Origin of the sequence: Tardiphaga sp., assembly GCF_044336785.1 — a bacterium.
Classification (GTDB): domain Bacteria; phylum Pseudomonadota; class Alphaproteobacteria; order Rhizobiales; family Xanthobacteraceae; genus Tardiphaga.
Genome location: NZ_JBIIOT010000121.1, coordinates 1 through 13,345, shown reverse-complemented (window position 1 = coordinate 13,345; position 13,345 = coordinate 1). Strand labels below are relative to the sequence as shown.

The following is a 13,345-nucleotide window of genomic DNA, read 5'->3' as shown; positions in this document are numbered from 1 at the left end:
TAAACACCGGGCTGCGCACGAGGCGGGCCAGATCGGCGCTCTCGTTCAACAGGGCTGAAAACTTGTCGAGATCGGCCTTCACCGCATCGACGGACTTTTCGTCACGCGCCAGCTCAAACAAGGCTGTTGCGTAACGACCGGACACTCCCGAAACCGACGGATCTTCTGCTGCCACGAATTGTGCTCTTCAGGCTGTCAAATTCGCAAGGCAAGAACCATCGCCGATTGGGTGGCGCTGAGCGGTCCAAGTCCTTGGAATTCAAGCGGGACTTCGATTTTTACGGCAGTGGCTGAGCGCCCCCGCCCGTTCAAATCGCGGCTTTGCTAGCATGGCGCGCACGGCCATGCAACGCGACGAAAGCGTTTCAGGATGCCTTGTCGCAGCACAGAGCGAAGAATCATTTCAGAGAACCGCGAGACGAAATTTCCGGCGCCCGCAGGGGCAAATCCGGACCGTCGCCCAATTGCGTATTCTCAATTCCGCAAGGTGGCAGGTGAGTAGATTTTCGCCACCAAGGCAATTCACATCGCGGTGTGTGGCTACGGCCGCCCCTGTTTGCCGGCGTCCGGCACCGTCAATGAGCCACCCACAGCCGCCCTGCGACCGCGCGTTGACGATTACTTAACGAATGCTTTTGTCGCAAAGCTATGACTTTGATATACAGTATAGATAAGTAATCAATCGTAATCAGCGTAGTTAAAAATTGGTTAAAGCGACGTGAAGGCTATACTTCGTTCCATCACAAGATATTTCAACACGAAACGGAACGAATTGACCGCCCATTTTACGCCTTAATACATCGTCAAACGCACCCTCAGTGAAATCGGGACGGGGGTCCACTTGCCACAGTTGTGGCAATACTGTCTGAGGGACTACGATATATGCTGCGTTACGGAAAGTCGGCGCTGGGTTTTGTTGCCCAGCCGCGCATGGCGATCGCTCTGATTGCCGCTACTGTCGCTCTTGGGGGAACGGTTTCGGAAGCTTCGGCCAAGTCCAAGCACCGCCATCACCACAAGCATCACCATCATCACGTCGCCAAGAAAGCTGCGGCGGAGACCAATCCTTTTGAAGCCAATGCGTCGATCGGCCCGTTCGCGCCTATCGCTGCGCCGGACATCGCCGCTCCGGCCCGCACCGGCGGCCGCAGCTTCTCGGGGGTTGCGTCGTTCTACGGCAACGAAGCCGGCAACAAGACCGCTTCGGGCGCCCGCTTCAATCAGAATGCCATGACCGCCGCGCATCGTTCGCTGCCGTTCGGCACCAAGCTGCGCGTGACCCATGGCGGCCGCAGCGTCGTTGTCACCGTCAATGATCGCGGCCCGTTCATTCGTGGTCGTGTGCTCGACCTCTCCAAGGGCGCAGCCAGCGCCATCGGGCTCACCAGCCGCGGTGTCGGCAAGGTTGTTGCTGAAGTCATGTAAGAAGAACAGCGTATCGCGTCTCTGACCATCGAGTTCAGTAGCGTTGCGTTGCAGTTGAGTAGAGTAAGCGTTGAGTAAAAGAGCCTGTCGTCATCACATGACGGCAGGCTTTTTTGTATCCTCTCCCTTCATCCTGAGGAGCGCGCCTTTGCGCGCGTCTCGAAGGATGGCCGCAAGCTCCGAGCCCGGCGACCTCATGGTTCGAGACGGCGCTTTGCGCCTCCTCACCATGAGGGGCCAGGGACGAGGCCAGGTGGATTACCGAACCGCATCCGCCCTCAGGACGACAACCACGCACTGACGTTTGAAACGAAGGACAGATGATGAGCGCAAATGCCATCCGCCGAACCGTTCTAATTCTCTCATGCATCGTGGCCGGCGGATTGATTCCGCTCAGCGCCTCGGCACAGACCCCGCAACGTGTGACCGGCACTACGGTGACCATCACGCCACCGGCCGGCTTCACACCTGCCAAGGATTTTGCCGGCTTTGCGGACGAGAAGACGAAATCGAGCATCCTGATCGCTGAACTGCCGCCGGAGGCCTGGCCGCAACTGTCTGCGCTGTTTGGCAATCTCGACACCGTGCGGGCCGGATTCAAACAGAAAGGCATCGAGGTCGCGACGCTCGACAAGGTGCCGACCGCATCGGGCGAAGCCTTCCTCGCCAGCGGCACACAGACCGCAGCCGGCACCAAGCTCGGCAAATGGGTCGCGCTGGCACAAGGCAGCCGCACGGTGATGATCACGGTGCAGGCGATGCCCACTGCGAAGCTCGACGATGCCGCCATCAAGGCGATGCTGAAGACGGTGTCGCTCGGCGCACCGCCGTCAGAAGCCGACAAACTGGCGAGCCTCCCCTTCAAGGTGGCGCCGTCGGCCCCATTCCGTGTCCTCGACACGATGGGCGGCACCGGCGTGGCGATGACCGTTGGCGAAAAGAGCGTCGATCCGAAAGGCGAACAGCCGCTACTGATCGTGTCCTCGCAGGTGAGCGGTGGTTCGGTGGCCGGGGTCGATCAAGCAGCTCTCGCGAAGACGCTGCTGAAGCAGACGCGCGAGATGGAAAAGGCCGAGATCGACACCGAGAAGAAAGTGTCGTTCGGCGGCAGTCGCGATGGCGTGCTGCTGGAAGGCAAGGCCGGCGAGAACAAGCGGTTCGTGCAGTATTTTGCGACCGGGCCGAACGGGAATTTCGTGCGGCTGGTGTCGTTCTTCGCGACGGATCGCAGCGGGGAGATCCGGCCGGCGATCGAGAAGGTCGCGGGATCGGTCGCGTTCAAGTAAGCGCGGTCAAACTCCACCCCTCATCCTGAGGAGCGCGCAAAGCGCGCGTCTCGAAGGATGGCCTCAGCTCCAAGCTTCACGAACTCATGGTTCGAGACGGCGCTACGCGCCTCCTCACCATGAGGGACGGGGTTTTATCGAAGGCCTTACAAAACAAAAAGGGCGGCCCGAAAGGCCGCCCTTTTCTTACTTCGTCGGCCACCGCCGAGATCAGCTTACTTCGCTGCCGGCTTGTCCGCAGCGGGCTTGTTCTCGTTGGCTGGCTTGTCACCGGCCGGCTTGCTGTCGCCCTGCGCAGCCTTCACTTCCGGCTGGGTCACGGCGGCGTTCGAGGTCACCTTGATGCCGTGCAGAAGATCCGCAGCAGCCTTCAGCGCCTTGTCGTTCTTGGCATCCGGCGGCACGTAGGACTGCGAACCGGTCTTCTCGTCGCCATCGTTCTTCAGATGGCCGCGCAGCGAAGCTTCGCCCTTGGTGTCGGTGCGCGACTTCAGCTCATCCGGCACGTCCTGCACGATCTCGATATCCGGCACGATGCCCTTGGCCTGGATCGACTTGCCCGACGGCGTGAAGTAACGCGCCGTGGTCAGGCGCAGCGCGCCATTGCCCGAACCGAGCGGGATGATGGTCTGCACCGAGCCCTTGCCGAACGACCGCGTGCCGAGAATGGTCGCGCGCTTGTGGTCCTGCAGCGCGCCGGCGACGATTTCCGACGCCGAGGCCGAGCCGCCATTGATCAGCACCACCACCGGCTTGCCCTTGGTGAGGTCGCCCGTATGCGCCGTGCGGCGCTGGGTTTCCTCGGCATTGCGGCCACGGGTCGAGACGATTTCGCCGCGATCGAGGAACGCATCCGACACGGTGACCGCTTCTTCAAGCAGGCCGCCCGGATTGTTGCGGAGGTCGATGATGTAGCCCTTCACCTTGTCGGCGCCGATCGCTGCGGTCTGCGCCGCGATCTCGCGCTTCAGACCTTCGGTGGTCTGCTCGTTGAAGGTGGTGACGCGGATGTAAGCGATGTCATCGCTCTCCACGCGGGCGCGTACCGAGCGGACGCGGATCTGGTCACGCACCAGCGTGACGTCCAGCGGCGCATCGGCACTCTTGCGGATGATCTTGAGCTTGATCTTGGTGTTCACCGGGCCGCGCATCTTCTCGACGGCCTGGTTCAGGGTCAGGCCCTGCACGGCTTCGTCGTCGAGATTGGTGATGATGTCATTGGCCATGATGCCGGCCTTCGAGGCCGGGGTATCGTCGATCGGCGACACCACCTTGATCAGGCCGTCTTCCATGGTGACTTCGATGCCGAGGCCACCGAACTCGCCGCGGGTCTGCACCTGCATGTCGCGGAACGACTTGGCATCCATGTAGCTGGAATGCGGATCGAGGCCGGTGAGCATGCCGGAGATCGCGGATTCGATCATTTTGCTGTCGTCGGGCTTCTCGACATAGTCGCTGCGGACGCGCTCGAACACGTCGCCGAACAGATTCAGCTGACGATAGGTATCGGACGTCGCGGCGCGGGCGCTCGTGCCCATGAACACGGCGCGAGGCTGCGTGACGAACAGGGTCAAAGCGGCACCGGTCGCAGCACTCAGCAGAATTATGGAAGTCTTGCGCATCATCCGCGAACCTTTTCGCCTTCGTTAGCGGCCCACCAGGGGCCAGGGTCAATTGGAGTGCCGTCCTTACGGAACTCGATATAAAGCACAGGCTGGCTCGCATTGGCCGCGAGAACGGACGCCACCCGCGAGGTCGATCCCATCACGGCGATGGGTTCCCCGGCGAGAACGAACTGGCCAATGTTCACCGAAATACGCTCCATCCCGGCGATCAGGATATGATACCCGCCCCCGGCATTGAGGATCAAGAGTTGTCCATAGCTGCGGAAGGGCCCGGAATAGACCACCCACCCATCACACGGGGTTGTGACCTGCGCGCCTGCTCGCGCAGCCACCGAGATGCCTTTTTCCGCGCCACCAACGCCATCTGAGGCGCCGTAGTTCCGCAGCCTGATGCCATTCACCGGCATTGCCAGCATGCCCTTGGCCGAGGCGAAAGCAATGGCCGGTGCCATGCGACCGGCATTCTTGAGCGCTTCGACATTCGGTTTGCCATTGGCGAGATCGGCCGGGGCGCCCTGAAGGCTGGCAGTCTGGGCGGCCTTGGCCGCAGCCTTGGATTCCTGCTCCATCTTGGCGACGAGGCCCTGGAGGCTATCGACCTGGCGCGCCAGCGCCACAGCTCGCGCATTCTCCGCTTCCATGTCCTTCTCGACCGAGGACAGCTGACGCTGTCGTTCGCCGGTGAAGGAGGCTAGACGGGTCTGCTCTTCCTTGAGCTTGTCGCGATCGAGCGCGAGCTGGTCGCGTTCGGTCGAAATCGCCTTGCGCAAGGTCACCAGCTCGCCGAGATCGGCGACCAGTTTTTCGGCGCGCGCGCGCATGTCCGGCACCACGGAGCCCAGCAGCATCGCCGTGCGCAGCGACTGCAAGGCATCCTCGGGACGCACCAGCAATGCCGGCGGCGCGCGACGGCCGGCGCGCTGCAGCGCTGCCAGAACTTCCGCAATTTCACCACGGCGCGAATCCAGCGAGGTACGAATCTCGCGCTCGCGTGCATCGAGCGGACGCAACCGCGCTTCTGCATCGTCGATTTTCGCTTCGACACCGCGCACGCGCGAGGCGATGTCGATCAGTTGCTGGTTAAGCTTGCCACGGTCCTGGCCGATGGCGGCAATGTCGGCTTTCAGCCTGGCCTGAAGTTCGGCCGCCTTTTGCTGCTGCTCACGCGCGGCCTGCAATTCCTGCTCGCGCTGGCGAATGAGGTCTGTCGCTGGGGCAGCAGCTTCCTGCTGTTGTGGAGCTGATGGCACGGTTTGCGCCTGGACCGATTCAACACCGATACCCGCCAGACCTGCAGACAACAGCAGAGCCGGAAACGACGCCACGCGTCGTCCGATGTCACGGTGAGGGGGCCGCAGCGACAGCATCAAGGTTTCGATAGCGCCTTTACACGCGATGATAGGGGTGGCCAGCGAGAATGGTGGCGGCCCGATAGATCTGTTCCAAAAGCATGACCCGAACCATCTGGTGTGGCCATGTTGCCGAGCCGAAGGCAATGCTGAGTTTTGATTTGCGCCGCAATTCGGGCGAAAGTCCGTCCGCGCCGCCGATGACAAAAACATAATGTGACACCGATTCGTCCCGTGCCTTGCCAAGATGGCGCGCGAAGCTGGCGCTATCAATGCTCGACCCGCGCTCGTCCATGGTGACGAGGATCGCCTTGTCGGGAATCAGGGCGGCGATCGCCGTGCCCTCCTCGGCCATCCGGGTCGCCGTATCGCGCGCCCGGCTTTCCGGAATTTCATGAACGCTCAGGCTGCGAAAGCCGAGCTTGCGGCCGATATCGTCGAACCGTTCGCGATAACGCTCGGCCAACTCACGCTCGGGGCCTTGCTTGAGTTTGCCGATGGAAATGACGAGGAGATGCATGGGCTATGACCTACTCCAGCCCTCATCCTGAAGAGCGCGCATTTGCGCGCGTCTCGAACGATGGCTGCAAGCCCGGAGCCAGACCAGCTCACGGTTCGAGACGCGCGCAAGCGCGCTCCTCACCATGAGGAGCGGAGGCTACGAGCTATACAGCCTTCAGGCTCACCCGCGTTTCGTCGGACGGGTTCTGAGCCCACAGACGCTCGATATTGTAGAACTCGCGGACTTCCGGGCGGAAGACATGCAGGATCACTTCGCCGGTATCGATCAGCACCCAATCGCAATTGGCCATGCCTTCGACATGCAGCTTCTTCTTGCCGGCTTCTTTCAGGCCCTTCGCGACATTCTCGGCGATCGCGCCGACATGGCGGTTCGCCCGGCCGGTGGTGACGACCAGGTAATCGGAAAAGGCCGACTTGCCGCGCAGATCGATGGTGACGGTCTCTTCTGCCTTCATGTCGTCGAGGCGGCCCAGCACCAGCTTGAGCGTCTCGGTCGCGCTGTCATGCGCCTCGGCCGCAACAGCCTTCTTCGGCGCGGCCTTCTTGGCGATCACGGATTTGGTCGCCGTGGGCTTGGCCGCTTTCGGAGCGGCGACCTTGGACCCGGTGGCTTTGGACGTGACGGCCTTCGATACAGCAGCCTTTTTCGGCGCGGCAGCTTTCTTGGCCGGAGCCTTGTCAGCCGGGGCTTTGGCGGCCAGGACCTTCTTGGCGGAAGCGGAAGCAGACTTCACCGAAGCCTTCTTGTCGGATGAAGCGGCGGCTTTTGACGAAGCCTTCTTGGAAGCGCCCGTCTTGGACGATGAGGTGGCCAGGTGACCATTCCTTTCACTGTGAGCGGGTGCCGGATCCGGTGCCCGATTGATCAAATACGCATGTGGGTTTGCCGGACTCAATATTCCAGCACGCGACCATACTAGCACGTCTCGTGGTTGCAGGGGGACTCAGCTTTTCCAGCTTCCGTCCGGGTTCCGCAGGCGGGTCGATGACATGGTCAGCTTCAGACCAGTCAGAAACGTCCAGGCGGGCGGATTTCGGTCGGCCAATGACCGGGAATCCCGCTCCGGAAGGCGAAAACGGGCCAAAGCTTGCGGCGCCCGTGCCGCCAGGGCGCGGCAACCTTGCGACGCCGGATCTGACGAGGCGCGATTGATGGTGGCGATCGGAATTTGGTCCGCAATCTGCTGCCAACGCCCCCAGCGGTGAAACTGGGCGAGATTGTCGGCTCCCATGATCCAGACAAATCGTGCGTGCGAGCATCGCCGGCGCAGAAACGTGACGGTATCGACGGTATAGCGCGTGCCAATGACGCTTTCGAGACAGCTGACGATGATGCGCGGGTGATCGGCCATTGCCGCCGCCGCTTCGACCCGCTCGGTGAGGTCATGCAGATTGCTGCGATCCTTCAGCGGGTTACCTGGCGAGACCAGCCACCAGACGAAATCCAGCCGCAGCCGCTTCATGGCAAACAAGGTCGCGGCCCGATGGGCCGCATGGGGCGGATTGAACGATCCGCCGAGCAGCCCGATCCGCAAGCCGGGAGCGACCGGCGGAAAGCCGTGCATGAAGATGGGTGATCGCGGCGCCCGCAGGCGTTCACTCACGGCCGGGTCTGCCCGGTGCCGTGGACGCGATATTTGAAGCTCGTCAGTTGCTCCGCACCGACCGGCCCACGCGCGTGGAATTTGCCGGTGGCGATGCCGATCTCAGCGCCAAAACCAAACTCGCCGCCATCGGCGAATTGCGTCGAGGCGTTATGCAGCACGATGGCGGAATCGACTTCGTTGAGGAAGCGCGTCGCCACCGCATCGTCCTCGGTCACGACTGCATCGGTGTGATGTGACGAATGCGCATGGATATGCTTGAGCGCATCATCGAGACCATCGACCACGCGCGCGGAGATGATCGCGTCTTCGTATTCGGTGTCCCAATCCTCGGCCGTCGCAGCCCTTACGCGCGCATCGGCCTGCTGAACCGCATCATCGCCGCGCACTTCGCAGCCGGCGTCCAGCAGCATATCGACCAGCGGCTTCAGATGCGTGCCGGCCACGGCCTTGTCGACCAGCAGCGTTTCCGTCGCGCCACACACGCCCGGCCGGCGCATCTTGGCATTCAGCACGATCGACTTCGCCATATCCAGCTTGGCGGCACGATCCACATAGACGTGATTGACGCCTTCGAGATGCGCGAACACCGGCACCCGTGCTTCGGCCTCGACGCGCGCCACAAGGCTCTTGCCGCCGCGCGGCACGATCACATCGACACCGCCATTCAGGCCGGTCAGCATCAACCCCACCGCCGCGCGATCGCGTGTCGGCACCAGCGAGATCGCCGCTTCGGGCAGGCCGGCCTCACGCAAACCCTGTACGAGACATGCATGGATGGCGCGACAGGAGCGGAAACTGTCCGAGCCCCCGCGCAGAATCACCGCATTGCCCGACTTCAGGCACAGCACGCCGGCATCCGCCGCCACATTCGGACGGCTCTCGAAGATCACGCCGACGACACCGAGCGGCACGCGTACGCGCTCGATGGTCATCCCATTCGGCCGCTGCCAGCGTTCCGAGACATGTCCGACGGGATCCTCGATGTCATGAATGACGCGAATGCCATCGGCCATCGCCTGCACCCGCGCCTCGGTCAGCGTCAGCCGGTCGATGAAAGCCGCCGTCGCGCCATTGGCGCGGACTTCAGCCACATCCTCGGCATTGGCCGCAAGAATCGCCGCAGAGCCGGCGCGGATCGCCGCCTCCATGGCCGCCAGCGCCTGGTTCTTCTGCGCCGTTGGCGCCACCGCGAGCGCCCGAGCCGCCGCGCGGGCGCGGGCGGCGAGGTCGTTCATCAGAACCGGCAGATCGGCCGATCCGTCGATGGCTTTCAGCGAGGCGGTCATGGGAGGCTCGGGGGCTAAGATACGGAATTTGTATCCCAAAATAGGGGCTAAGGCCCGCAAGGTCAAAGCATCGACCAAACCCGCTGCCCGCTCCGCTATGCGAAACGCGACCGCCCCGGAACATCGTTCCGCCCTCACGGCCATCAGGCCTCGTCGATCAGGCTGACGGAGGCCGCCACGATGCGCCAGCCTTCGGCGAAGCGGATCCAGGTCTGCATCTGGCGCCCGACCTTACCGGGGACGGTGTCGCGATAGAACAGCGTCGATGCCACGGCGGTGTCGCGCCCATAGGCGGTGATCGCCGTGCGCCCGAGACGGCGCATCAGGCCGACCGGCGAACGGGCGCCGCGAAAGGCCTGGATTTCCGCATGGCCGTAGAGATTTTCGCCGATCCCGTAGCGGATCGTTCGCGGATCGACGCGAAACAGTTCTCCGAGAACCGCGACGTCGTTCGACATCAGGGCCTTCTCATAGCGCTGGAATGCGGCGCTCACCTCGGCGACGACCTCGGGCAGATCGATATCCATCTCAGAATCCCTTTGCACGTGGCGCAGCGACCGTGCCCGCCTGCTGCAGGTGCCAGGCGACGCGAAGGCCGATATCCTCCCGCCAGGGCGCCGTAATGATCTGCACGCCGATCGGCATCGGCGCGAGCGGCACCGGAACGACGACCACGGGCAGGCCGATGAAGGAGATCGGCTGCGTTTGAAGGCCGATGCTGGTGCGCACCGGCCGCTCGACGCCGTCGAGCTCGCATGTCGCCTGACCGAGCGTCGGCGCGGTGAACGGCGTCGCCGGCGCCACAATGACATCGACGTTGCGGAAGACTTCCAAGACCCTGTCGCGGTACCAGCGTCGGAATTTTTGCGCGCGATCCAGCGATGCGGCCGGCACCATGGCGCCCGCGAACAACCGATCGCGCACCGCCGGATCGTAATCGGCAGCGCGGCAGCGCAGACGATCGAGATGCAGCGAAGCTCCCTCCACCGTCGAGATCAGGAAGGCTGCCGCTCTGGCGCGATCGGTCTCGGGCAGCTCCACAGTGGCGGTCGCACCGAGCGCCTTCGTCACGGCAGCAATGGCCTCTTTTGCCTCCGGTGTCAGGTTGGTCTGGAAATATCCGCCGGCCGTGGCGATCCGCAATCCGTCGATGCCTTTTCCGATCAGTGGCGACACATGTTCGACAGGGCGCGCGACACAGGCCGCGTCGTCGAGATCCGGACCTTGCATGGCGTCATAGGCACCGGCGAGATCCTCGACGCAGCGAGCGAAGGGGCCGAGGTGATCGAGGCTCGGCACAAAGGGAAATGTGCGTGCACGCGACAACCGCCCGTAAGTGGGCTTCAGGCCGAAGATGCCGCAAAAGGACGCCGGAACCCGGATCGATCCATTGGTGTCTGACCCGAGCGCAATCGGCACAAGCGCGCCGCCGACAGCACCACCGGAGCCACCCGATGATCCGCCGGTCATGCGCGTGATGTCATGCGGATTGCGCGAGGCGCCGTCATGGATATTTTCACCGGTGAAGTCATAGGCGTATTCGCCCATGTTCAGCGCGCCGACGAGCACGCCCCCTGCCGCCTCCATCCGCTGCACCAGAGTGGCGTCGCGCCCGGCCGGCTGGTTATCGCGATTGATCCTGGAGCCCGCCCGCGTCACCAGCCCTTCGATATCGAACAGGTTCTTGACGGCAAAGGGGACACCGGCAAGCGGGCCGACCGTCTCGCCTTTCGTGATCGCACCGTCGAGCGCACGCGCTTTGGCACGTGCGCGATCCGCCGTGATGTCGGTAAACGCATTGAGCGCCGGATTTTGGCGTTCGATGCGCGCCAGCGCGGCTTCAACGACATCGAGCGCCGTCGTTTGCCTCGCCGTGACGGCGCGCGCAATATCCGACGCGCTGCGCCACATCCCATCGGCCGTGAAGACACTTTCAAGCGACATAGACAGGCGCGGGTTCGGCGACATCGGGAAGCTTGAACTCATCGACGAGGCGGGCCATCGCCATCGTCACGTCGACATTGGCCCTGATCGCCGGCAACCAGTCAGGTTCGACCCGCAGATCGAGAGCCGAGGCCATGGCATTGATATAGGCGTCCCATTCATGAGGCATTTGTCGTCCGTCTGACCGTGGATGATGACCGATGAGCGTCGCGCGCCGGATCATTCGATCTTCACGCCCGCTTCTTTGACCACGCGCCCCCACTTCTCGTGTTCGGTCTTGACGAATGCCCCCAACTGCTCCGGCGTCATGAGGCGGATGTCGCCGCCGAACACGGCGAACTGGTCCTGCACTTCTTTCGTCTGGAGGATCTGATTGATCTCGGTATTGAGCTTCATGACGATGTCGCGCGGGGTGCCTTTCGGCGCGAACAGCGCGAACCATCCGGTGACATCGAAGCCGGCGAGGCCGCTCTCCTGCAGCGTCGGCACGTCGGGAAGCTGCGGGGCTCGCGTCGCCGACGTCACGGCGAGCGCGCGAAGATTGCCTGCCTTCACCTGCTCGATGCAGGACGGGAAATTATCGAAATCGATATCCACCTGCCCCGCGACCAGATCCGTGATGGCCTGCGCCGAGCCGCGATAAGGAACATGCGTCATGGGGGCGCCGGTGGCGAGCTTGAACATTTCGCCCGCGAGATGGATCGACGTGCCGACACCCGACGAGGCCATGGCGAACTGGCGCTTGGACGCCTTCGCTTCCACGATGAATTCCGCAACCGTCTTGGCCTTCACCGTCGTCGGGTTCACGGCCATGACGTTCGGCGTCCCCGCCAGATAGGCGATCGGCTCGAAATCCGTGAGCGGATTGTAGGGCATGCGCGGATAGATGTGCGGATTGATGGCCTGCGTCGCGATCACGCCGAGCCCGATCGTATAGCCATCCGGCGGCGCCTTCGCGATCACATCGACACCGATATTGCCGCCGGCGCCGCCGCGATTGTCGATGACGAAGGACTGGCCGAGTCTTTCAGCGAGCTTGTCGGTGACGGCGCGCGTGAAGATGCTGCTCGATCCGCCTGGCGCATAAGGCACGATCACGCGGACGGGCTTGTTGGGATAAGGCTGCTGCGCAATTGCAGCGGATGCTGAGCAGGCGAGTAGCAGGGCGGAGAGGGCACCAATATATTTCATGAAATGTCATTCTCGTGCTGTTATCGATGACTCCCGCGCGCGGGAGCGCGATGGGTTACGACTGGGATCCGCGAATGAAATCGGCCTTGCCGACACCCTGGACCAGGATCATGCGGCAGCGCTTGCCGTCGGCAGACGACACCCGATGTTCGAGCCCAGGCGTCACGTCGAAGCGTTCGCCGACAGCGACCAAAGCGTCTTCGCTCCGACCTTTGATCTGAATGCGCCCGATGCCTTCGAGGCAGAAGAATGTGTCGGTGATTTCCGTATGCCGATGCCAGGGCACGCATTGATCGCCCTCGAAGGTCTGCGCCGACACCCGCACGTCGACACCGATCGCGACATGTTCGAGACCGTAATTGCGTTCACTTGGCTTCACGAGATTGGTCGTATCCGACATGGTCATGATCCTCTGCTGGCGTGAACGTCACTGATGGTGGGGTGAGCCCGGATCGGCCGCTGCGGCACGGCCGGGATCGAGAGCAAGGGCGCAGCCGATCAACGAATCCCGGCACACGAGCGCAGCGAGTTGCTGTTCGCTGAACCTCTCGCTGCCGTTGGGCCGGCGCGGGATGACGACGTAACGGAGGTCGGCATTGCTGTCGTGGACGCGGATTTCGGTGGTGTCAGGGAAATCGAGACCGAACTCGCGCAGCACCTTGCGCGGCTCGCGCACCGTGCGCGAGCGGTAGGCCTTGCTGACATAAAATGCGGGCGGCTCGCCGAGCAGCGAGCGCGGGTAGCAGGAGCACAGCGTGCAGACCACGACATTATGCAGCTCGGACGTATTCTCGAGGGCGACCAGCGCAGCTTCGGTCACAGGAATGCCGAGCTCGATCGCGGCCTGCTTGGCATCGGCCATCATCCGCGCGCGGTAGTCCGGATCGACCCATGCCTTGGCGACCATCCGCGCCGCCTGATGCGGCGTGCGCAATTCATTGCTCTCCAGCCGCACGCGAATCTCGTCGGCCGTGAGGATGCCTTGTTCGATCAGCATGCCCTTGAGCGCGAGAAACTTCGCTTCATGCTCGGTCAGTTCGAGATCGTCATCCTCGTTCGCGGCGTGAGCATCATGCGGATGATCGTGGTCGTGGCTGTGATCATGCTCAT

The 13,345-nt window shown here is 62.9% G+C and carries 15 protein-coding genes; 2 read left to right on the top strand and 13 right to left on the bottom strand.

Annotation, left to right across the window (positions count from 1 at the left end; genetic code table 11):
• Window positions 1–175 (bottom strand): F0F1 ATP synthase subunit delta (locus ACIQ2A_RS23170; RefSeq protein WP_398483850.1); only part of this gene is annotated, 175 nt, incomplete at its 3' end.
• A gap of 707 nt (window positions 176–882) precedes the next feature.
• Here ACIQ2A_RS23170 and ACIQ2A_RS23165 point away from each other — a divergent pair.
• Together ACIQ2A_RS23165 and ACIQ2A_RS23160 are read left to right on the top strand one after the other, a co-directional pair.
• On the top strand, window positions 883–1,425 hold the full coding sequence (locus tag ACIQ2A_RS23165; protein WP_398483845.1) for a septal ring lytic transglycosylase RlpA family protein: 543 nt from the start codon (window positions 883–885) through the stop codon (window positions 1,423–1,425).
• A gap of 323 nt (window positions 1,426–1,748) precedes the next feature.
• Window positions 1,749–2,711, top strand: a complete 963-nt coding sequence (locus ACIQ2A_RS23160; protein ID WP_398483843.1) for a hypothetical protein — start codon at window positions 1,749–1,751, stop codon at window positions 2,709–2,711.
• 215 nt (window positions 2,712–2,926) lie between these two features.
• Here the strand turns inward: ACIQ2A_RS23160 and ACIQ2A_RS23155 are convergent, their stop codons facing one another.
• The 12 genes from ACIQ2A_RS23155 to ACIQ2A_RS23100 all read right to left on the bottom strand — a co-directional run.
• Window positions 2,927–4,336 (bottom strand): S41 family peptidase, encoded by a 1,410-nt coding sequence (locus ACIQ2A_RS23155; RefSeq protein WP_398483841.1) that lies wholly within the window; start codon window positions 4,334–4,336, stop codon window positions 2,927–2,929.
• The gene (locus tag ACIQ2A_RS23150; RefSeq protein WP_398483839.1) at window positions 4,333–5,703 is read right to left on the bottom strand and encodes a murein hydrolase activator EnvC family protein; all 1,371 of its coding nucleotides are present in this window, start codon (window positions 5,701–5,703) and stop codon (window positions 4,333–4,335) included. Before ACIQ2A_RS23150 ends, ACIQ2A_RS23155 begins: the two co-directional genes overlap by 4 nt.
• 19 nt (window positions 5,704–5,722) lie before the next feature.
• Complete coding sequence (rlmH, locus tag ACIQ2A_RS23145; protein ID WP_398483837.1) at window positions 5,723–6,205, bottom strand: 23S rRNA (pseudouridine(1915)-N(3))-methyltransferase RlmH; 483 nt, start codon at window positions 6,203–6,205, stop codon at window positions 5,723–5,725.
• Between the two features lie 145 nt (window positions 6,206–6,350).
• Entirely contained in the window at window positions 6,351–6,758 is a 408-nt protein-coding gene (rsfS, locus tag ACIQ2A_RS23140; protein ID WP_398483848.1) for a ribosome silencing factor, read from the bottom strand.
• Between the two features lie 393 nt (window positions 6,759–7,151).
• Window positions 7,152–7,811 carry a nicotinate-nucleotide adenylyltransferase gene (locus ACIQ2A_RS23135; protein WP_398483834.1) on the bottom strand — a complete coding sequence of 220 codons (660 nt, stop codon included), beginning with the start codon at window positions 7,809–7,811 and terminating at the stop codon, window positions 7,152–7,154.
• Window positions 7,808–9,100, bottom strand: coding sequence for a glutamate-5-semialdehyde dehydrogenase (locus tag ACIQ2A_RS23130; RefSeq protein WP_398483832.1), 1,293 nt, complete (start codon window positions 9,098–9,100; stop codon window positions 7,808–7,810). Before ACIQ2A_RS23130 ends, ACIQ2A_RS23135 begins: the two co-directional genes overlap by 4 nt.
• A 143-nt stretch (window positions 9,101–9,243) precedes the next feature.
• On the bottom strand, window positions 9,244–9,627 hold the full coding sequence (gene hpxZ, locus ACIQ2A_RS23125) for an oxalurate catabolism protein HpxZ (protein WP_398483830.1): 384 nt from the start codon (window positions 9,625–9,627) through the stop codon (window positions 9,244–9,246).
• A gap of 1 nt (window position 9,628) precedes the next feature.
• Window positions 9,629–11,044 carry an AtzE family amidohydrolase gene (locus tag ACIQ2A_RS23120; RefSeq protein WP_398483828.1) on the bottom strand — a complete coding sequence of 472 codons (1,416 nt, stop codon included), beginning with the start codon at window positions 11,042–11,044 and terminating at the stop codon, window positions 9,629–9,631.
• Window positions 11,034–11,213, bottom strand: a complete 180-nt coding sequence (locus tag ACIQ2A_RS23115) for a DUF4089 domain-containing protein (protein ID WP_398483826.1) — start codon at window positions 11,211–11,213, stop codon at window positions 11,034–11,036. Before ACIQ2A_RS23115 ends, ACIQ2A_RS23120 begins: the two co-directional genes overlap by 11 nt.
• Before the next feature lie 50 nt (window positions 11,214–11,263).
• Window positions 11,264–12,235, bottom strand: coding sequence for a Bug family tripartite tricarboxylate transporter substrate binding protein (locus ACIQ2A_RS23110; RefSeq protein ID WP_398483824.1), 972 nt, complete (start codon window positions 12,233–12,235; stop codon window positions 11,264–11,266).
• A gap of 55 nt (window positions 12,236–12,290) precedes the next feature.
• The gene (locus ACIQ2A_RS23105) at window positions 12,291–12,641 is read right to left on the bottom strand and encodes a cupin domain-containing protein (RefSeq protein ID WP_398483822.1); all 351 of its coding nucleotides are present in this window, start codon (window positions 12,639–12,641) and stop codon (window positions 12,291–12,293) included.
• Window positions 12,642–12,662: 21 nt separating this feature from the next.
• On the bottom strand, window positions 12,663–13,345 hold a 683-nt coding region (locus ACIQ2A_RS23100; protein ID WP_398483820.1), incomplete at its 5' end, for a nitrile hydratase subunit alpha.

Excerpts from the sequence above, each read along its gene's own strand:
- ACIQ2A_RS23165 (WP_398483845.1), top strand. The coding sequence starts at position 883 with ATGCTGCGTTACGGAAAGTCGGCGCTGGGTTTTGTTGCCCAGCCGCGC.
- ACIQ2A_RS23150 (WP_398483839.1), bottom strand. The coding sequence starts at position 5,703 with ATGCTGTCGCTGCGGCCCCCTCACCGTGACATCGGACGACGCGTGGCG.
- ACIQ2A_RS23160 (WP_398483843.1), top strand. The coding sequence starts at position 1,749 with ATGAGCGCAAATGCCATCCGCCGAACCGTTCTAATTCTCTCATGCATC.
- ACIQ2A_RS23115 (WP_398483826.1), bottom strand. The coding sequence starts at position 11,213 with ATGCCTCATGAATGGGACGCCTATATCAATGCCATGGCCTCGGCTCTC.
- ACIQ2A_RS23120 (WP_398483828.1), bottom strand. The coding sequence starts at position 11,044 with ATGTCGCTTGAAAGTGTCTTCACGGCCGATGGGATGTGGCGCAGCGCG.
- ACIQ2A_RS23130 (WP_398483832.1), bottom strand. The coding sequence starts at position 9,100 with ATGACCGCCTCGCTGAAAGCCATCGACGGATCGGCCGATCTGCCGGTT.
- rlmH (WP_398483837.1), bottom strand. The coding sequence starts at position 6,205 with ATGCATCTCCTCGTCATTTCCATCGGCAAACTCAAGCAAGGCCCCGAG.
- hpxZ (WP_398483830.1), bottom strand. The coding sequence starts at position 9,627 with ATGGATATCGATCTGCCCGAGGTCGTCGCCGAGGTGAGCGCCGCATTC.
- ACIQ2A_RS23110 (WP_398483824.1), bottom strand. The coding sequence starts at position 12,235 with ATGAAATATATTGGTGCCCTCTCCGCCCTGCTACTCGCCTGCTCAGCA.
- ACIQ2A_RS23105 (WP_398483822.1), bottom strand. The coding sequence starts at position 12,641 with ATGACCATGTCGGATACGACCAATCTCGTGAAGCCAAGTGAACGCAAT.
- ACIQ2A_RS23155 (WP_398483841.1), bottom strand. The coding sequence starts at position 4,336 with ATGATGCGCAAGACTTCCATAATTCTGCTGAGTGCTGCGACCGGTGCC.